This window comes from Streptomyces sp. NPDC093111, assembly GCF_040683955.1.
Taxonomy (GTDB): Bacteria; Actinomycetota; Actinomycetes; order Streptomycetales; family Streptomycetaceae; genus Streptomyces.
Genome location: NZ_JBFBNW010000018.1, coordinates 137,066 through 154,050, shown reverse-complemented (window position 1 = coordinate 154,050; position 16,985 = coordinate 137,066). Strand labels below are relative to the sequence as shown.

17 protein-coding genes and 1 pseudogene are annotated in these 16,985 nt (G+C 73.3%); 8 read left to right on the top strand and 10 right to left on the bottom strand.

The genetic code is table 11. The annotated features are described in order from the left end of the window. Positions 1-987: pseudogene (locus AB0Q96_RS29495) on the top strand (HSP90 family protein); the annotation flags it as partial. Then, complete coding sequence (locus AB0Q96_RS29490) at positions 984-3,821, top strand: tetratricopeptide repeat protein (RefSeq protein WP_365330688.1); 2,838 nt, start codon at positions 984-986, stop codon at positions 3,819-3,821. The pseudogene AB0Q96_RS29495 and the gene AB0Q96_RS29490, both read left to right, overlap by 4 nt. Positions 3,822-3,833: 12 nt before the next feature. On the opposite strand, the gene AB0Q96_RS29485 is transcribed toward AB0Q96_RS29490, so the two are convergent. Beyond that, positions 3,834-5,438, bottom strand: a complete 1,605-nt coding sequence (locus AB0Q96_RS29485; protein ID WP_365330686.1) for a DAK2 domain-containing protein — start codon at positions 5,436-5,438, stop codon at positions 3,834-3,836. A 230-nt stretch (positions 5,439-5,668) separates the two neighbouring features. Here AB0Q96_RS29485 and rpmB point away from each other — a divergent pair, with 230 nt between their 5' ends. Beyond that, positions 5,669-5,854: a 50S ribosomal protein L28 gene (gene rpmB / locus AB0Q96_RS29480; protein ID WP_003957616.1), complete on the top strand. Its 186-nt coding sequence runs from the start codon at positions 5,669-5,671 to the stop codon at positions 5,852-5,854. Between the two features lie 160 nt (positions 5,855-6,014). Here the strand turns inward: rpmB and thiD are convergent, their stop codons facing one another. Both thiD and AB0Q96_RS29470 read right to left on the bottom strand, forming a co-directional pair. After that, positions 6,015-6,815: a bifunctional hydroxymethylpyrimidine kinase/phosphomethylpyrimidine kinase gene (gene thiD / locus AB0Q96_RS29475; protein ID WP_365330685.1), complete on the bottom strand. Its 801-nt coding sequence runs from the start codon at positions 6,813-6,815 to the stop codon at positions 6,015-6,017. Next, positions 6,812-7,774: a thiamine-phosphate kinase gene (locus AB0Q96_RS29470; protein WP_365330683.1), complete on the bottom strand. Its 963-nt coding sequence runs from the start codon at positions 7,772-7,774 to the stop codon at positions 6,812-6,814. The genes thiD and AB0Q96_RS29470 overlap by 4 nt, the downstream gene beginning before the upstream one ends. A 233-nt stretch (positions 7,775-8,007) precedes the next feature. Here AB0Q96_RS29470 and AB0Q96_RS29465 point away from each other — a divergent pair, with 233 nt between their 5' ends. Together AB0Q96_RS29465 and AB0Q96_RS29460 are read left to right on the top strand one after the other, a co-directional pair. Continuing rightward, positions 8,008-8,241 carry an Lrp/AsnC ligand binding domain-containing protein gene (locus AB0Q96_RS29465; protein WP_046905450.1) on the top strand — a complete coding sequence of 78 codons (234 nt, stop codon included), beginning with the start codon at positions 8,008-8,010 and terminating at the stop codon, positions 8,239-8,241. Positions 8,242-8,261: 20 nt separating this feature from the next. Then, positions 8,262-8,744 carry a DUF3515 domain-containing protein gene (locus AB0Q96_RS29460; protein WP_365330681.1) on the top strand — a complete coding sequence of 161 codons (483 nt, stop codon included), beginning with the start codon at positions 8,262-8,264 and terminating at the stop codon, positions 8,742-8,744. 35 nt (positions 8,745-8,779) lie between these two features. On the opposite strand, the gene AB0Q96_RS29455 is transcribed toward AB0Q96_RS29460, so the two are convergent. The 3 genes from AB0Q96_RS29455 to AB0Q96_RS29445 all read right to left on the bottom strand — a co-directional run bounded on the left by AB0Q96_RS29455 (position 8,780) and on the right by AB0Q96_RS29445 (position 11,746). Continuing rightward, entirely contained in the window at positions 8,780-9,919 is a 1,140-nt protein-coding gene (locus AB0Q96_RS29455) for a D-alanine--D-alanine ligase family protein (RefSeq protein ID WP_365330680.1), read from the bottom strand. 79 nt (positions 9,920-9,998) lie between these two features. After that, positions 9,999-11,000 carry an NAD(P)H-dependent glycerol-3-phosphate dehydrogenase gene (locus AB0Q96_RS29450; RefSeq protein WP_365330678.1) on the bottom strand — a complete coding sequence of 334 codons (1,002 nt, stop codon included), beginning with the start codon at positions 10,998-11,000 and terminating at the stop codon, positions 9,999-10,001. Next, positions 10,997-11,746 carry a lysophospholipid acyltransferase family protein gene (locus AB0Q96_RS29445; protein WP_365330677.1) on the bottom strand — a complete coding sequence of 250 codons (750 nt, stop codon included), beginning with the start codon at positions 11,744-11,746 and terminating at the stop codon, positions 10,997-10,999. Before AB0Q96_RS29445 ends, AB0Q96_RS29450 begins: the two co-directional genes overlap by 4 nt. Before the next feature lie 125 nt (positions 11,747-11,871). Between AB0Q96_RS29445 and cofC the strand changes: the two genes are divergently transcribed. After that, positions 11,872-12,543: a 2-phospho-L-lactate guanylyltransferase gene (gene cofC / locus AB0Q96_RS29440; protein ID WP_365330675.1), complete on the top strand. Its 672-nt coding sequence runs from the start codon at positions 11,872-11,874 to the stop codon at positions 12,541-12,543. A 10-nt stretch (positions 12,544-12,553) separates the two neighbouring features. Then, positions 12,554-12,757, top strand: a complete 204-nt coding sequence (locus tag AB0Q96_RS29435; RefSeq protein WP_365330674.1) for a hypothetical protein — start codon at positions 12,554-12,556, stop codon at positions 12,755-12,757. Between the two features lie 82 nt (positions 12,758-12,839). Here the strand turns inward: AB0Q96_RS29435 and AB0Q96_RS29430 are convergent, their stop codons facing one another. The 4 genes from AB0Q96_RS29430 to leuC all read right to left on the bottom strand — a co-directional run bounded on the left by AB0Q96_RS29430 (position 12,840) and on the right by leuC (position 16,025). Then, the gene (locus AB0Q96_RS29430; RefSeq protein WP_365330672.1) at positions 12,840-13,526 is read right to left on the bottom strand and encodes an HU family DNA-binding protein; all 687 of its coding nucleotides are present in this window, start codon (positions 13,524-13,526) and stop codon (positions 12,840-12,842) included. Between the two features lie 142 nt (positions 13,527-13,668). Continuing rightward, the gene (locus tag AB0Q96_RS29425) at positions 13,669-13,896 is read right to left on the bottom strand and encodes a hypothetical protein (RefSeq protein WP_365330670.1); all 228 of its coding nucleotides are present in this window, start codon (positions 13,894-13,896) and stop codon (positions 13,669-13,671) included. A 104-nt stretch (positions 13,897-14,000) separates the two neighbouring features. Beyond that, positions 14,001-14,594, bottom strand: coding sequence for a 3-isopropylmalate dehydratase small subunit (gene leuD, locus AB0Q96_RS29420; protein WP_365330668.1), 594 nt, complete (start codon positions 14,592-14,594; stop codon positions 14,001-14,003). 6 nt (positions 14,595-14,600) lie between these two features. Continuing rightward, complete coding sequence (leuC, locus tag AB0Q96_RS29415) at positions 14,601-16,025, bottom strand: 3-isopropylmalate dehydratase large subunit (protein WP_365330666.1); 1,425 nt, start codon at positions 16,023-16,025, stop codon at positions 14,601-14,603. Between the two features lie 141 nt (positions 16,026-16,166). Here leuC and ndgR point away from each other — a divergent pair, with 141 nt between their 5' ends. Continuing rightward, the gene (gene ndgR / locus AB0Q96_RS29410; protein ID WP_017235973.1) at positions 16,167-16,883 is read left to right on the top strand and encodes an IclR family transcriptional regulator NdgR; all 717 of its coding nucleotides are present in this window, start codon (positions 16,167-16,169) and stop codon (positions 16,881-16,883) included. Positions 16,884-16,985 lie beyond the last annotated feature (102 nt).

The following is a 16,985-nucleotide window of genomic DNA, read 5'->3' as shown; positions in this document are numbered from 1 at the left end:
CTGCTGACCGAGAAGGCCGACGGACTGCTGCCCGACTGGGCGTTCTTCGTCCGCTGCGTGCTGGACACGGACACCCTGCGCCCCACCGCCTCGCGGGAGTCGCTGTACGAGGACGAGGCCCTGGCGGGGGTGCGGGACGCGCTCGGGGACGCGATCCGCGACTGGCTCACCGGGCTGGCGGTCGGATCGCCGGAGCGGCTCGGGCAGTTCCTGGCCGTGCACCATCTGGGCGTGAAGTCGCTGGCGCGGCACGACGACGGGGTGCTGACGGCGATGCTGCCGTGGCTGCCGTTCGAGACCACGGACGGGCGTCTCTCCCTGGACGAGTTCGCCCGCCGTCATCCGGTCGTCCACTTCACCCGTACCGTCGAGGAGTTCCGCCAGGTCGCCGCGATCGCCGCCGCCCAGGGCATCGGTGTCGTCAACGGCGGCTACACCTACGACACGGAGCTGGTGGAGCGTCTTCCGGAGGTCCGGCCGGGGACGGTGGTGGCGGAGCTGGACGCGGACACCGTCACGGCGCATCTCGACGCGGTCGACCCGGGGCGGGAGCTCGCCCTGACCGGTTTCCTGTCGGTCGCCCGTTCCACCCTGGACGCCCTCGGCTGCGACGTGTCGCTGCGGTCCTTCCATCCGGTGACCGTCCCGGCGCTGCACCTGGACGACCGGTCGGCCCGGCACGAGCAGGCGCGGGCGGAGGAGGAGGGCGAGGCCGACGACCTGTGGGCCGGCATCCTCGGCTCCCTGCGCGGCGGCACACCCCGCGCCCGCCTCGTCCTCAACCACCACAACCCGCTCGTCCGCCGCATCGCCACCCTCGACGACCCCCACCTCACCGCCACCGCCGTCGAAGCCCTCTACGGACAAGCCCTCCTCATGGCCCAACGCCCCCTCCGCCCCGCCGACAACGCCCTCCTCAACCGCACCTTCCTCGGCCTCCTCGAACGGAGTACCGCACACGGCGCCGACGAGGGGTCCGAGGCATGACGAGCCCGGAGTTCCAGGCCCTGCGCGAGGCCCTGCGGGACAACCGCGCCCAGCCCGAGGGGCCGGCGCGCAACGCCCGCGCGGAGCGGCTGCTCGCGGACGCCGAGCGGATCGGCGAGCCGCTCGCGGTCATCGAGGCGCTCGGCCACCAGCTGCAGGTCTACAACTACAGCTCCGAGAAGGCGAAGATGTTCGTGCCCTTCTCGCGGCTGCTGCGGATGTGGGACCGCGACCCGGGCGACTTCGACGCCCAGGAGACGTACACGCTGCACTGGGTCTTCAAGTGGGTCTCCAGCGGCATGCTCGACCAGCCGCACATCCCGCTCGCCTCGATCGAGAAGTGGCTGGGCGAGATGGAGCACCGCTACCGGCTCGCCGGGCACTCCGAACGGGCGGTGCGGCAGGGCGAGTTCCGGGTCGCCCGGCACGTCGGCGACCTCGACCGGGCGGCCCGCGCGTACACGGCGTGGCTGGCGGCCGAGCGGGACGAGATGGCCGACTGCCACGCCTGCGAGCTGCACGGGCAGGGGCTGTGGCAGGCCGAACTCGGCGACGACGAGGCCGCGCTCGCGGCCTGGGCGCCGGTCCTGGACGGCCAGCACACCTGCGCCCACGAGCCGCACGCGGTGCTCGCCTCCTCGCTGCTGCCGCTGCTGCGGCTGGGCCGGGTCGAGCAGGCGCGGGCCAACCATCTGCGCGGGCACCGGCTGGTGCGCCCGATGGAGAGCATGCGGGGCGCGATGGCCCAGCACATCGAGTTCTGCGCGCTGAGCGGCAACGAGGGGCGGGCCCTGGAGCTGCTCGCGGAGCGCCCGGCCTACCTCACGGACCACGGCGACCCGGACAGCGAACTGGACTTCCTGGCCGTGACGGCGCTGCTGATGGACCGGCTGGTGGCGCGCGGACTGGGCGGGCAGCGGGTGCCGGGCCCGCCCACCGGAACCACGGCCACGGCCCCAGCCACCGGCACCGGCACCGGCACGGCAAAGGGCACACCCACGACCCCGGCCCCGGCCCCCGCGCGGGAGTGGACGGCGGCGGAGCTCGGCCGCCATGCGCGGGAGCGGGCCGAGGAGCTGGCCGCCCGGTTCGACGCGCGCAACGGCTCGGACCGGGTGAGCCGCCTGGCCCGGGAGCGGATGGCGGCCCGGCCGCTGGTCGACCGGCTGCCGCTGGGCGTCCGGTCCGGCGGCCCGTCCGTACCCGCCGAGACGCCGACCCCGAACCCGACCCCGATCGCGGCCCCGGTGGCGCCGGCGGCCCCGCGGGACCTGCTGGCCGAGGCGCGGCGGCTGACGGCCGAACGGCGGCCGGAGGCGGACGAGGCCTGGGCGGCGCTCGCGCGGGCCGAGGCGGCGGGCCTGACGGACCTCGACGCCCTGGCCTCGGCCGAGCTGACCGACCACCGGGCGATGTCCCTCGCGGCGGACCCCGTGGAGACCGCGGCCCTGTTCCGGGCGGCGGCCGAGGGGTACGAGGCGGCCGGCGCCGTCGGCGAGGCGTGGGCGGCCCGGGCCAGGGGCGCCTACGCGCTCGGCGAGCCCGCGGCCTTCGCGGAGCCGGTCGCCGCGCTGCGCGGACTCCACGGGGACGGCGGGGCGACGGCCCGCCAACTGTCCGGGGCGCTGCTGCTGCGGGCCCGGGTGCTGGGCACGGCGGAGGCGGCCGAGGAGGTCCTGGGCTTCGCCGGGGCCCCGGACGTCGCCGACCGGATCGCCGAGGCCGAGTGGCTGCTGGGCGACGCGGCGGCGCGGGACGGCGACACCGGGCGGGCGGCCGAGCGGTACGAGCGGGCGGCGGAGCTGTTCCTCGAAGCCGGACTGCCCTGGTACGCGGTGGAGCCCGAGGCGCGGCTCGCGGCGCTCGCGCAGCGCGAGGGCGACCTGGCGACGGCCGAGCGTGCGGCGCGGGCGGCCCTGGCGCACGGCGCCGGATACGCGGGGCCCGCCGGGCAGGCCCGGCTGCGGCTGCGGCTCGCGGAGGTCCTCGGCGCGGCCGACCGGTCCGGCGAGGCGGCCGAGCAGGCCCTGGAGGCGGCGCACTGGGCGGACGAGGCGGGTGAGAGCCGCGGCCTCGGGGCGTACGCGCGCCGGCTGCTCGGCGGCCGGCTGCTGCGCGAGGGCCGGTACGAGGAGGCGGCGGCCGTCCTGGAGGAGGTCCTGCCGGACCTGTCGGTCGAGGAGCACGGGGACGGGGCGGTCGTCCAGGCGCTGTGGTGGCTCGGCGACTGCCTGATGAGCGTGGCGGAGCCCCGGGCGGCGGCCGAGCGCTGGCTGCGGGCGGCCGAGCTGGCGGCGGCGTGGCCGGACCAGCGGGACCACGCGACGCTGGCGAACCTGGCGGCGCAGGCCCTGTGGCGGGCGGAGCTGGACCAGGAGGCGGCGGCCGCGTTCGAGCGGGCCGGCGAGCTGTGGCAGTCCCTCGGCGACATCCCGGCGTACGTCCGCACCCTGCGGGTGCGGGCCTGGATCGCGGGCCCGGACGCCCGGGGGCGCGCGCTGATGGCCGCGGCGGAGGAGGCCTGCGGCGGGGACCCGAGGGAGCTGGCGGACACCTGTCGGCAGACCGCCGAGCTCCTCGCCCGCGCGCGGGAGCCCGACCTGTCCGAGGTGCTCGCCTTCGCCGAGCGCGCCTCGGCGGGCTACGCCGTCGCGGGCGACGTGGACGCCCGGCTCTCGGCGGACCTGCTGACCGCCTGGCTCCACCTGGACCTGGGCGACCCCGGGGCGGCGGCGGAGCTGGCCCGGAAGGTCCTGGCCGCGGACTCCCCCGAGCACCGCGCGGAGGCGGCCGCCCTGCTGGCCAGGACGGCGCCGCCGCCCCCGGGAGGGTGACCGGAGCGGGGGCTACTCGACGCCGATGAGCAGCGCCGGGGCCCCCGCCCCGGCCTCGTACGTGACGGTGTCCACCGCCAGGTACGTGGCCCGCACGTGGCGTTCCAGGGTGGGGGCCAGGTCCGGCGGGGTGTCGGCGGCGACGACGAGCGTCACGAGCTCGCCGCCGGCGGAGAGCATCCGGTCGAGGACGGTGCGGGCGGTGGTGGTGAGGTCCTGGCCGATGACGGCGACGTCGCCCTCGATGAGGCCGAGGACGTCGCCGGCCTGGCAGACGCCGGCGGACGTGAAGGACTGGCGTTCGGCGACGGCGAGTTCGGCGTAGCGGGTCGCGCCGGCCGCGGCGCTCATGGCGACGACGTCCTCGTCGAAGCGCCGGTCCGGTTCGTGGACGGCGAGGGCGGCGATGCCCTGGACCGCGGCGCGGGTGGGGATGAGGGCGACCCGGATGCCCTCGGCGCGGGCCTGCTCGGCGGCGGCCGCGGCGGCCTGTCGCAGCTCGGTGTCGTTGGGCAGCAGGACGACCTCGCGCGCGTGGGCCCGCCGGATCGCCTCGGCGAGCTCCGCCCCGGTGGGCGGTGCGCCGGGCAGGGCGAGCAGGGTGGTCGCCCCGGCCTCGGCGCAGAGCCCGGCCAGTCCCTCACCGGGCAGGACGGCGACGACGGCCCGCTGGACGGGCTCGCGCGGCCGGGCCGGCGCGCCCTCGAAGTGCGTGATCCGGATCCGGTACGGGCGTCCCGCCTCGATCCCGAACTCGACGGCGGTGCCCGCGTCGCCCGCGTCGTCGACGTGGACGTGCACGTTCCACAGGCCGTCGCCGCCGACCACGACGAGGGACTCCCCCAGCGCGTCGAGGCGGGTCCGCAGCCGCTCCACGGCCGGGTCCTCGGCCTCCAGGAGGTAGATCACCTCGTAGCCGGGGCCGTCCTCGCCCTCGCATCCCGGGTCGAGGGCCGGGCGGTGCGCGGGGGCCGCGGGCCGGGCCGGCGCCTCCCCGGTGAGGCTCTCCACGAGCGCGCCGAGCACGGACACCAGACCGCGTCCCCCGGCGTCCACGACGCCCGCGCGGCGCAGGACGTCCAGTTGGCCGGGGGTCCGCTCCAGGGCGTTCCTGGCCCCCTCGTAGGCCGTCGTGGCCACCGTGACGAGCTCCCCGCCCCCCGCGCAGGCCTCGGCGGCGGCGTGGGCGACGGTGAGGACGGTGCCCTCGACGGGGTGGGCCACGGCCCGCCGGGCGGCCTCGGCGGCCTCGGCGAAGGCGCGGGCGAGGTGATCGCCGTCGCTCCCCTCGGCGAGCACGGCGGCCATGCCGCGGAGCAGCTCGGAGAGGATCGTCCCGGAGTTGCCGCGGGCGCCGATCAGCGCGCCGTGCGCCATGGCCCGTATGACCTCGGCCACATCCGGCTGCTTCCCCGCCCCGGGGTTCTCGGGGAGCTCCGCGACGGAGCGTGCCGCGGACTCCACGGTCAGGTACAGGTTGGTGCCGGTGTCGCCGTCCGCGACGGGATAGACGTTGATGGCGTCGATCTCCTCGCGCTCCCTGCCGAGCGCCTCCAGCGCGCCCGCGCACCAGGATCGGACCGCTTCGGCGTCGAGGGTCTGCGGGGCTCGCGGCAACGGGTGGTCCTCCTGTGCGCTGCGGTCGGTTCACCGCAGGGTAGACCCGTGATCACCCCGGGCCCGGGGCGGGGGCGGCGGAGACCGTGGTAGTTTCGTTCCACGGAAGCAGTCGTTGTATGCTGCTTCGGTTGCCCGGCACTCGTCGGGCCATCCCCCGGCAAGCCACTTCAGATACCTGATTCCGGTGCGCCGGTTTCACTGTAAATCTGAAGTCTTTGGAGTGACCCGTGGCTGCCAACTGCGACGTCTGCGGCAAGGGGCCGGGCTTCGGCAACAACATTTCGCACTCGCACCGCCGTACGTCTCGTCGCTGGAACCCGAACATCCAGCGTGTGCGTGCCGTGGTCGGTCGGACGCCGAAGCGGCTCAACGTCTGCACCTCGTGCATCAAGGCCGGCAAGGTCTCGCGCTAACCGCGACGTTCCGTCGTAGCGCAGCCCCTGCGGTTGCCTTGAAAGGCCGGTTCACCTTGGTGAACCGGCCTTTTGCCTTGCCCGCGCACGGAACGGGGCCTGCCCATGGGACCTGTGGGACCTATGGGCCTTGTGGGACCCCTGGGCCCCACGGGCCCCGTCAGTGCCGGAAGCGCCACCCGTGGTCGACCGGGCCGATGCCCGTGCCCAGGGAGAAACCGGCGGCGATCGCCCCGGTCACGTACTCCTTGGCCGCCCGCACCGCCGACGGCACCGCCATGCCCTTCGCGAGCCCCGACGCGACCGCCGAGGCGAGCGTGCAGCCCGTGCCGTGGGTGTGCCGGTTGTCGTGCCGCGGCGCGCGCAGCCAGTGTTCCTCGGAGCCGTCCGTGAGCAGGTCCACGGCGTCCTCGCCCGAGGGCAGGTGGCCGCCCTTGATCAGCGCCCAGCGCGGCCCGTGGGCCAGGATCGCGTCGGCCGCCCGCCGCATCCCCGGCTCGTCCTCGACCACGATTCCCGTGAGCTGCGCCACTTCGTCCAGGTTCGGGGTGGCGACGGTCGCCACCGGCAGCAGCTTCGTACGGACCGAGTCCAGCGCGGAGGCGGCGAGCAGCGGGTCGCCGTGCTTGGAGACGCCGACCGGGTCGACGACCACGGGGACGCCGACCGGGGCGAGCAGTTCGGCCACCGTCTCCACCAGTGGGGCGGAGGCGAGCATGCCGGTCTTCACGGCCTGCACGCCGATGTCGTCCACCACGGCCCGGAACTGGGCCCGTACGGCCTCCTCGGGCAGTTCCCAGGCGCCCAGGACGCCCCGCGAGTTCTGGGCGGTGACGGCGGTGAGCACGCTCATGCCGTGCACGCCGAGCGCGAGCATCGTCTTCAGGTCGGCCTGGATGCCCGCGCCGCCGCCGGAGTCCGATCCGGCGACGGTCAGCACCAGCGGCGGACGGGAGCTCACTCGGTCTCTCCGAAGTGGTCCCAGCCGCCCGCGCTGTGCCAGGGCGCCCCGTCGACGGTCACCTGGGGCAGCGCCGAGGGGTTGAGGACCTCGCCGATGACCTTCCAGCGGGCCGGCAGCTTCACGTCCGGCGGGAAGGTGGCCACGATCGCGTGGTCCTCCCCCCCGGTGAGCACCCACTGGAGCGGGTCCACTCCGACCGCCTGGCCGATGTCGTTCATCTGGGTGGGAATGTCGATGAGCCCGGACCGCAGGTCGATGCGGACCTTGCTGGCCTCGGCGATGTGCCCGAGGTCGGCGATCAGGCCGTCGCTGACGTCGCACATGGCGGTGGCGCCGAGCCCGGCCGCCGCGGGGCCCGCGTGGTACGGCGGCTCGGGGCGCCGGTGCGCCTCGACGAAGGCGCGCGGGGAGCGGAAGCCTCGGGAGAGCACCGCGTAGCCGGCGGCGGACCAGCCCAGCCAGCCGGTGTAGGCGACGACGTCGCCGGGCTGGGCGCCGCCGCGGGTCACCGGGTCCTGGTTGCGCAGGTCGCCGAGGGCGGTGATGGCGATGGTGATCGTGTCGCCGCGGACCACGTCGCCGCCGACCACGGCCGCGCCGGCCACCTGGCACTCGTCGCGCAGGCCGTCCATGAGCTCGGTGGGCCAGGTGACGGGGAGCTCGGCGGGGACGACCAGGCCGAGCAGGAGCGCGGTCGGGACCGCGCCCATGGCCGCGATGTCCGCCAGGTTCTGCGCCGCGGCCTTGCGGCCGACGTCGTAGGCCGTCGACCAGTCGCGGCGGAAGTGACGTCCTTCGAGGAGGATGTCCGTGCTGGCCACCACGCGCCGGTCGGGGGCGGAGACGACCGCAGCGTCGTCGCCGGGTCCGATCCGTACCGCCGGGGTGGCGGTGAGCCGGGAGGTGAGCTCCTTGATCAGCCCGAACTCGCCCAGTTCTCCGACTGTGCCCTTCACCGCGTCTCACCTCGTGTCGTCGTGCCGGCCGCCGCGCCGCTCCGCCGTTCCTCGCGCTGCGGGTCGCGGGCCGTCACCGTGCCGGATACCGTCAAGTAGACCGTCAACTTCTTACGTGCGTGCGCCACACTGCGAGCGCCTCGGGGCGCGCAGGTCTCCCCGCGGCGCGAGGCGACGCGGTACCGTGGCGTCTCTTTCTCCCACAAGATCCTCGTGGCCGCCCTGGAGGTTCCGTGGTACAGGCGTACATCCTTATTCAGACCGAGGTGGGCAAGGCGTCGACCGTCGCCGAGACCATCGCCAAGATCCCGGGGGTGATCCAGGCGGAGGACGTGACCGGTCCGTACGACGTGATCGTGCGGGCGGAGGCCGACACCGTGGACGCGCTGGGCCGCATGGTGGTCGCCAAGGTCCAGCAAGTGGAAGGCATCACGCGCACCCTCACCTGCCCGGTCGTGCATATCTAGCCCCCGTCTACCCTAGGCCGGTGAAGTCTTCCCGCCGGCCCTTCGGCCTGCCCGCTTCCGCCGCCGCGGCCCTGCTGCTGCTGGCCGTCGCGGGCTGTTCCTCTCCGGGCGCGAAGGCGTCGGTCCCGGTTCCCGGTCCGGCGGCGGCCGAGGCCGCCGTCTGCCGGTCGCTCGCCAAGGAGCTGCCCGGCACCGTGGCGGGTCTGGAGCGCTCCGGCACCGAGCCGGACTCCGAGCTGACCGCCGCATGGGGGGATGCCGCGATCGTACTGCGCTGCGGGGTCCCCCGGCCCGAAAAGATGAACGATCCACAGGCACAGGGAATCGACGCCGACGGTGTGAACTGGCTCTACGAGCGGCGCGAGGGCGACGGACCCCGCTTCACCACGACGTACCGGAAGGCGTACGTCGAGGTGACGCTGGACGAGCGGTACGCGCATGACGTCGGCCCGCTCGTGGATCTCGCCGCCCCGGTGAAGAAGGCCGTTCCCCCCAGCCTCTAGGCCCCTCGGGGCCGCCCGAGGGCGGCCCCGAGGACCTAGCGCAGGCCCGTGGAGCGGTTCAGCGCGGCCTGGATGAGCCGGTCGACGAGCTCCGGGTACGCCACGCCGCTCTCCTGCCACATGCGCGGGTACATGGAGATGGGCGTGAACCCGGGCATGGTGTTGATCTCGTTGATGACGAAGCCGCCGTCCTCGGTGAGGAAGAAGTCGGCGCGCACCAGGCCCTCGCAGGAGACGGCCTCGTAGGCCGCGACCGCCAGGCGCTGGATCTCGGCGGTGGCCTCGTCGCCGATCGGCGCGGGCACGATGCCGGAGGCCGAGTCGATGTACTTGGCCTCGAAGTCGTAGAAGTCGTGGTCGGTGACCGGCGGGATCTCGGCGGGCACGCTGGCGCGCGGGCCGTCCTCGAACTCCAGGACGCCGCACTCGATCTCGCGGCCCCGGATCAGCGACTCCACGATGATCTTCGGGTCGTGGCGGCGGGCCTCCTCGACGGCCTCGTCGAGGCCGGAGAGGTCGTCGACCTTGGTGATGCCCATGGAGGAGCCGCCGCGGGCCGGCTTCACGAAGAGCGGCCAGCCGTGGTCGGCGGCGAACTCCACGATCTTCTTCCGGGCGGCGGCGGGGTTCTGCTCCCACTCGCGCGGCCGGATGACCTCGTACGGGCCGACCGGCAGGCCGAAGGAGACGAAGACCCGCTTCATGTACTCCTTGTCCTGGCCGACGGCGGAGGCGAGGACGCCCGCGCCGACGTACGGGACGCCGGAGAGCTCCAGCAGGCCCTGGAGGGTGCCGTCCTCGCCGTACGGGCCGTGCAGCATGGGGAAGACCACGTCGACCTCGCCGAGCGCCCGCGGCACCGCGCCGGGCTCGTTGAGGACGACCTCGCGGCTGGCCGGGTCGACGGAGAGGGCCACGCCGCCGGTCTCGGACTCGGCGAGGTCGGTCACGCTCGGCAGGGTGCGGTCGGCGATGGCCATCCGCTCCGGGGCGTCGGCGGTCAGCGCCCAGCGCCCGTCGGTGGTGATGCCGATGGGCAGCACGTCGTACTTGTCCCGGTCGATGGCGCTCAGGACGGCGCCTGCGGTGACGACGGAGATGGCGTGCTCCGAGCTGCGTCCGCCGAAGACGACGGCCACGCGCGGCTTGCGGGGGCTCTGGGTGTTCTCGCTCATATCGCGTTGAGGGTACCTTGCGACGTCCGAACTGCTGAGCGCCCCGCTGCCGTCGCGCGCGTACGGGTCAAGACCCGCGCTAGCGGCGTTCCGCCTTCGCGCTGCGGGACATCAGCTCCTTGAGCGCGACGATGGGCGGCTTGCCGTCGTGGACGATGGACACGACCGTCTCGGTGATGGGCATGTCGACGCCGTGCCGCCGGGCCAGATCGAGCACGGACTCGCAGGACTTGACGCCCTCGGCGGTCTGCTTGGTGGCCGCGATGGTCTCCTCCAGCGTCATCCCGCGACCCAGGTTGGTGCCGAAGGTGTTGTTCCGGGAGAGCGGCGAGGAGCAGGTGGCGACCAGGTCGCCGAGGCCCGCGAGGCCGGAGAAGGTGAGCGGGTCGGCGCCCATGGCGAGGCCGAGGCGGGTGGTCTCGGCGAGCCCGCGGGTGATGAGGGTGGCCTTGGAGTTGTCGCCGAGGCCCATGCCGTTGGCGATGCCCACGGCGAGCCCGATGACGTTCTTGACCGCTCCGCCGAGCTCGCAGCCCACCACGTCGGTGTTGGTGTACGGGCGGAAGTACGGGGTCATGCAGGCCGCCTGGAACCGCTGGGCGACCGTCTCGTCGACGCAGGCGACGACGGCCGCGGCGGGCTGCCGGGCGGCGATCTCCTTGGCCAGGTTGGGCCCGGTGAGGACGGCCACGCGCTCGGCGGGGACCTCGGCGACCTCCTGGATGACCTCGCTCATCCGCTCGGCGGTACCCAGTTCGACGCCCTTCATCAGGGAGACGAGGACGGTGTCGGGGGCGAGCAGCGGCTTCCAGGCGGCCAGGTTCTCGCGGAGCGTCTGCGAGGGCACGACGAGGACGGTGAAGTCGGCGCCGCGGGCGGCCTCGGCCGGATCGGCGGTGGCCGTGATGCCCTTGGGGAGTTCGACCCCGGGCAGGTAGTCGGGGTTGACCCCGGTGCTGTTGATGGTCTCGGCGAGGGCGGCCCGGCGGCCCCACAGGCTCACCTCGCACCCCGCGTCGGCGAGCACCATCGCGAAGGCGGTGCCCCACGATCCATTGCCGAAGACGGCTGCCTTGGTCACTTCTTGCCTTCCCCCGCGGCCCTGCGCCGCTGCTCCAGCCGGGCCTTGCGGTGGTCGTACGGCTCGGCCGGCGCCTGCTCGCCCCGGACCTCCTCCAGGAGGCGGGTGATGGCCGCCATGATCACCTCGGTGGCCTCGCGCAGCACCTCGGGGGTGGGTTCGAGGTCGTGGAAGCGGGTGAGGTCGACCGGCGGACCGGCCTGCACGATCAGGGTCTTGCGCGGCCACAGCCGCAGCTTGTCCTCCTTGGCGTACGGCGGCATCGCGAGGTTGGCGCCCCACTGGGCGACCGGGATCACCGGGGCCTTGGTGAGCAGCGCGACGCGGGCGGCGCCGGTCTTGCCGGCCATCGGCCACATGTCGGGGTCGCGGGTGAGGGTGCCCTCGGGGTAGAAGGCGACGCACTCGCCGCGCTCGATGGCCTCGACGGCGGCCCGGAAGGCGTCCAGGGCGTTGGTGGTCTCGCGGTAGACCGGGATCTGTCCGGTGCCGGTCAGCATGGTGCCGACGAAGCCCTTGAAGAGGCCCGCCTTGGCGAGGAAGCGGGGCACCCGGCCGGTGTTGTACTGGTAGTGCGCGTACGACAGCGGGTCCAGGTACGAGTTGTGGTTGACCGCGGTGATGAATCCGCCGTCGGCCGGAATGTGTTCCGTCCCGCGCCAGTCCCGCTTGAACAGCACCACCAGTGGGGGTTTGGCGATGACCGCCGCCAGGCGGTACCAGAAGCCGATTCTGCGGCGGGGCACTCGTGCACCTTTCTCCGGGACTTGTTCGCAGGGGGTCAAGTGTCACTCCCCGCTCCTGGTCTGTCGAGGACACGGTACGCCCCGGGGCTCGGCGGGTCCGCGCGGGCGGGACAGAATGGGGTCCGATGAGGAACTCCGCCGCCGGCAGCGCCGGCCACACCACCGCCGACGGCTGGTCCCTGGTCGTGCCCCTGAAGCCGCTGGCGCGCGCCAAGAGCAGGTTGGCCCCGGCCGCGGCGGGGGCCCTGCGGCCCCGGCTGGCGCTGGCGTTCGCCGAGGACACCGTGGCGGCGGTGCTGGCCTGCGCGGCGGTACGGGATGTGGTGGTCGTCACGGACGACCGGGAGGCCGGGGCGGCGCTGGCGGCGCTCGGGGCGCGGATCGTGCCGGACGTTCCGGGCGGTGGGCTCAACCGGGCGCTCGCGCACGGCGCCCGCGCGGTGCGGGCGGTGCGGCCGGGTGCGGCGGTGGCGGCGCTGAACGCCGATCTGCCGGCGCTGCGGTCAGCGGAGCTGGCCCGGGTCCTGGCGGCCGCCGGACAATTTCCCCGGGCTTTTCTCGCGGATGCCGCCGAAATGGGTACGACATTCCTCTCGGCGAGCTCCGGTACGGAATTGGAACCGGCATTCGGAGGAGCTTCGCGGCGGCGGCATTTGTCCACGGGGGCGGTGGAAATCCGGCTCGACGGGGTGGATTCCGTGCGCAGGGACGTGGACACCGGGGAGGATCTGGCGGCGGCGCTGGCCCTGGGTGTGGGGCCGCGGACGGCGGCCCGGTGGGTGGGCGCGGCCGGATAGGCTGCGGTCCATGCAGGCGACCGCGTACACGTACGACCCCGAGACCCGCAGCGGCAGTGTGCTGCTCGACGACGGCACCCCGGTGGAGTTCGGGGCCGAGGCCTTCGAGGCGGGCGGGCTGCGGCTGCTCCGCCCGGGGCAGCGGGTCCGGATCGAGACGGCGGGCGAGGGTGCCGCCCGGCGGATCACGCTGGTGACGCTGCAGACTTTCTGACCAGGGCGTTTCGCCGTCCGGACGCGCCGCGGGCCGGGCTCCCCCTGGGGGAGCCCGGCCCGGCGTGTGAGCGTCTTCCGCCTTACTTCTTCGCGGCGGCCTTCTTCGCGGTGGTCTTGCGCGCCGTCGTCTTCTTGGCGGGCGCCTTCTTCGCGGTGGCCTTCTTCGCCGGTGCGGTCTTCTTGGCGACGGTCTTCTTGGCCGTGGCCGTCGCCTTCTTCGCCGGGGCCGCCTTCTTCGCGGCCGCGGTGGTCTTCTTGGCGACCGTGGTGGTGGCCTTCTTGGCCGCCGCCGTGGTGGTCTTCTTCGCGGCCGCGGTGGTCTTCTTCGCGGCGGCCGTCGTCTTCTTCGCCGGGGTCGCCTTCTTCGCGGCGGCCTTCTTGGCGGTGGTGGCCTTCTTGGCCGCGGCCTTCTTCACGGTCGCGGAGGCGGGACCGGTCAGGCTGCCCTTGGGGGCCTTCTTGACGGAGACCTCGCCACCCTTGGGGAGCTTCTTCGAGCCGCTGACCAGGTCCTTGAAGCCCTGGCCCGCACGGAAGCGCGGAACGGAGGTCTTCTTGACCCGCACGCGCTCACCCGTCTGCGGGTTGCGGGCGTAGCGGGCCGGGCGGTCGACCTTCTCGAACGAGCCGAAGCCGGTGACCGAGACCCGGTCCCCGCTGACCACGGCACGCACGATGGCGTCGAGCACGTGGTCGACGGCGTCGGCGGCCTGCTGGCGGCCGCCCATCTTGTCGGCAATCGCTTCTACGAGCTGCGCCTTGTTCACGTCTTCCCCTTCGGAGACATTGCCGGAACGAAAGTGTTCAAGCTATTTCGCACGTTAGGCATGTATATACCGCAAATCAAACACGAAACGGGCTAATCACCCTACTGCCGCAACGCGGAAGCACGTTACGGAGTTCCTGGTGTCAGTCGTCTTCAGGGAATCGGCCCTCGTCGAGGTCCTTCATCAACCGGTCCAGACGCGTTGCCGCGTCCGAGAGATCGTGCTTCGCCGCGGCCGTGATGACCAGCAGCTTCCGGGACAGCGCCATCCTTACGCCCTCCGGGACTTGCAGTGAGCGCACTCTTGTGTGCGCTTCCTTCAATCGGGCGGCGACTGACTCGTAGAGCTCGAGTTGGCTGTCGCGTTCCATGCACCGATTGTGCCATCTAGGGCGAGTTGTCGCCCGACGGGGTCCCAACAAGCGACTGCGCCCCCCACCGGGCGGTGGGGGGCGCAGTCCTGGAAAAGCGCTGCTCAGGCCGTAATTGTACGGGGCTTGAAGGCCGGTCGGGAGGCCTCGTAGGCGGCGATGTCCGCTTCGTTCTGAAGGGTGAGGCTGATGTCGTCCAGGCCGTTCAGCAGACGCCAGCGGGCGTTCTCGTCGAGCTCGAAGTCGGCTTCGATCCCCGGGGCGAGGACCTTGCGGGCCTCCAGGTCGACGGTCACCTCGACGGTCGGGTCGGCCTCGGTCGCCGCCCACAGCGCGTCGACGGTCTCCTGCGGCAGGACGACGGTCAGCAGGCCGTTCTTCAGCGAGTTGCCGCGGAAGATGTCGGCGAAGCGGGCGGAGATGACGGCCTGGAAGCCGTAGTTCTGGAGCGCCCAGACGGCGTGCTCACGGGAGGAGCCGGTGCCGAAGTCGGGGCCGGCGACCAGGACCGTGGCGCCCTGCCGCTCGGGGCGGTTGAGGACGAACTCGGAGTCCTTGCGCCAGGCCTCGAACAGGCCGTCCTCGAAGCCGTCGCGGGTGACCTTCTTGAGCCAGTGCGCCGGGATGATCTGGTCGGTGTCGACGTTGCTGCGGCGCAGCGGGACGGCTCGGCCGGTGTGGGTGGTGAATGCTTCCATGGTTCCTCAGACCCCCGCGGTGGTGGCGACGTCGGACAGATCGGCCGGGGAGGCCAGGTGGCCCAGGACGGCGGTGGCGGCGGCGACCTGGGGGGAGACCAGGTGGGTGCGCCCGCCCTTGCCCTGCCGGCCCTCGAAGTTGCGGTTGGAGGTGGACGCGGAGCGCTCACCGGGAGCCAGTTGGTCGGGGTTCATGCCCAGGCACATCGAGCAGCCCGCGTGCCGCCATTCGGCGCCGGCCTCCTTGAAGACCTTGTCCAGGCCCTCCTCGACGGCCTGCAGGGCGACCCGGACCGAGCCGGGGACGACCAGCATGCGGACGCCGTCGGCGACCTTGCGGCCCTCCAGCAGGGAGGCCGCGTTGCGCAGGTCCTCGATGCGCCCGTTGGTGCAGGAGCCTACGAAGACGGTGTCGACCTTGATGTCGCGCAGCGGCTGCCCGGCGGTCAACCCCATGTACTCCAGGGCCTTTTCGGCGGCCAGGCGCTCCGAGGCGTCTTCGTACGAAGCGGGGTCGGGGACGTTCGCCGAAAGCGGCGCGCCCTGGCCCGGGTTGGTGCCCCAGGTCACGAAGGGCGCCAGCGCGGCGGCGTCGATGACGACCTCGGCGTCGAAGACCGCGTCCTCGTCCGACCTCAGCGTCTTCCAGTACGCGACCGCGGCGTCCCAGTCCTCGCCCTCGGGGGCGTGGGCACGCCCCTGGAGGTAGGCGAAGGTGGTCTCGTCGGGGGCCATCATGCCCGCGCGGGCGCCAGCCTCGATGGACATGTTGCAGATGGTCATCCGGGCTTCCATCGAGAGCTTCTCGATGGCGGAGCCGCGGTACTCCAGGATGTAGCCCTGGCCGCCGCCGGTGCCGATCTTCGCGATGATCGCCAGGATCAGGTCCTTGGCGGTGACGTCCTCGGGCAGGTCGCCGTCGACCGTGATGGCCATGGTCTTGGGGCGGGCCAGCGGGAGCGTCTGGGTGGCCAGCACGTGCTCGACCTGGCTGGTGCCGATGCCGAAGGCCAGCGCGCCGAAGGCGCCGTGCGTGGAGGTGTGCGAGTCGCCGCAGACCACGGTGGTGCCCGGCTGGGTCAGGCCCAGCTGCGGTCCCACGACGTGGACGACGCCCTGCTCGACGTCGCCCAGCGGGTGCAGCCGGACGCCGAACTCGGCGCAGTTCTTCCGCAGGGTCTCCAGCTGGGCGCGGGAGACCGGGTCGGCGATCGGCTTGTCGATGTCGAGGGTGGGGGTGTTGTGGTCCTCGGTCGCGATGGTGAGGTCGAGGCGCCGCACCTGCCGGCCGTTCTGCCGGAGCCCGTCGAACGCCTGCGGGCTGGTCACCTCGTGCAGCAGGTGCAGATCGATGAAGAGGAGGTCGGGCTCGCCTTCGGCGCGCCGGACGACATGGTCGTCCCAGACCTTCTCCGCGAGTGTCCTACCCATCGCTTTCCCTCCGGCCGACGGCGTGCGCCGGCACCACTAGAGACCCGTTTCGCGGGCCGTTGTGCGGCCGCCCCACCAGAGTGACAAGTTCCTCGGAAAATTGAACTTGCGTTTCACAGAGTGAGACGCGAATATCGTTGCATGGACAACTCTAGCGGCGTAGGCGTTCTCGACAAGGCAGCCCTTGTCCTGAGCGCCCTGGAGTCCGGTCCGGCCACCCTCGCAGGTCTGGTCGCGGCGACGGGACTCGCACGACCCACGGCACACCGACTCGCCGTGGCTTTGGAACACCACCGGATGGTGGCCCGCGACATGCAGGGCCGGTTCATCCTCGGCCCGCGGCTCTCGGAGCTCGCCGCCGCGGCCGGTGAGGACCGTCTCCTCGCGACGGCCGGGCCGGTGCTCACGCATCTGCGCGACGTCACCGGCGAGAGCGCCCAGCTCTACCGGCGCCAGGGCGACATGCGCATCTGTGTGGCGGCGGCCGAGCGGCTGTCCGGACTTCGGGACACCGTCCCGGTCGGCTCGACGCTGACCATGAAGGCCGGCTCGTCCGCGCAGATCCTGATGGCCTGGGAGGAGCCCGAGCGGCTCCACCGCGGCCTGCAGGGCGCCCGCTTCACGGCGACGGCCCTGTCGGGCGTGCGGCGTCGCGGCTGGGCCCAGTCGATCGGCGAGCGGGAGCCCGGCGTCGCGTCGGTCTCCGCGCCCGTACGCGGCCCCTCGAACCGCGTGGTGGCCGCCGTGTCGGTCTCGGGTCCGATCGAGCGCCTGACCCGGCACCCGGGCCGGATGCACGCCCAGGCGGTCATCGACGCGGCCGCGCGCCTCTCCGAGGCCCTCCGCCGCAACGGCTGACCCCTCCCGCCGTCCCTCTCCCCTCTTCACCTGTTCGTCACCGGCCCACCGCTCCAACGCCGCAGCGGTGGGCCGGAGTTGTGTCCGTGGTCCGGGAACGAC

Bases quoted from the DNA above. Each gene is read 5' to 3' on its own strand.
- AB0Q96_RS29490 (WP_365330688.1), top strand. From the start codon at position 984: ATGACGAGCCCGGAGTTCCAGGCCCTGCGCGAGGCCCTGCGGGACAAC.
- AB0Q96_RS29455 (WP_365330680.1), bottom strand. From the start codon at position 9,919: ATGAGCGAGAACACCCAGAGCCCCCGCAAGCCGCGCGTGGCCGTCGTC.
- cofC (WP_365330675.1), top strand. From the start codon at position 11,872: ATGAGGAACTCCGCCGCCGGCAGCGCCGGCCACACCACCGCCGACGGC.
- AB0Q96_RS29435 (WP_365330674.1), top strand. From the start codon at position 12,554: ATGCAGGCGACCGCGTACACGTACGACCCCGAGACCCGCAGCGGCAGT.
- AB0Q96_RS29425 (WP_365330670.1), bottom strand. From the start codon at position 13,896: ATGGAACGCGACAGCCAACTCGAGCTCTACGAGTCAGTCGCCGCCCGA.
- leuD (WP_365330668.1), bottom strand. From the start codon at position 14,594: ATGGAAGCATTCACCACCCACACCGGCCGAGCCGTCCCGCTGCGCCGC.
- leuC (WP_365330666.1), bottom strand. From the start codon at position 16,025: ATGGGTAGGACACTCGCGGAGAAGGTCTGGGACGACCATGTCGTCCGG.
- ndgR (WP_017235973.1), top strand. From the start codon at position 16,167: ATGGACAACTCTAGCGGCGTAGGCGTTCTCGACAAGGCAGCCCTTGTC.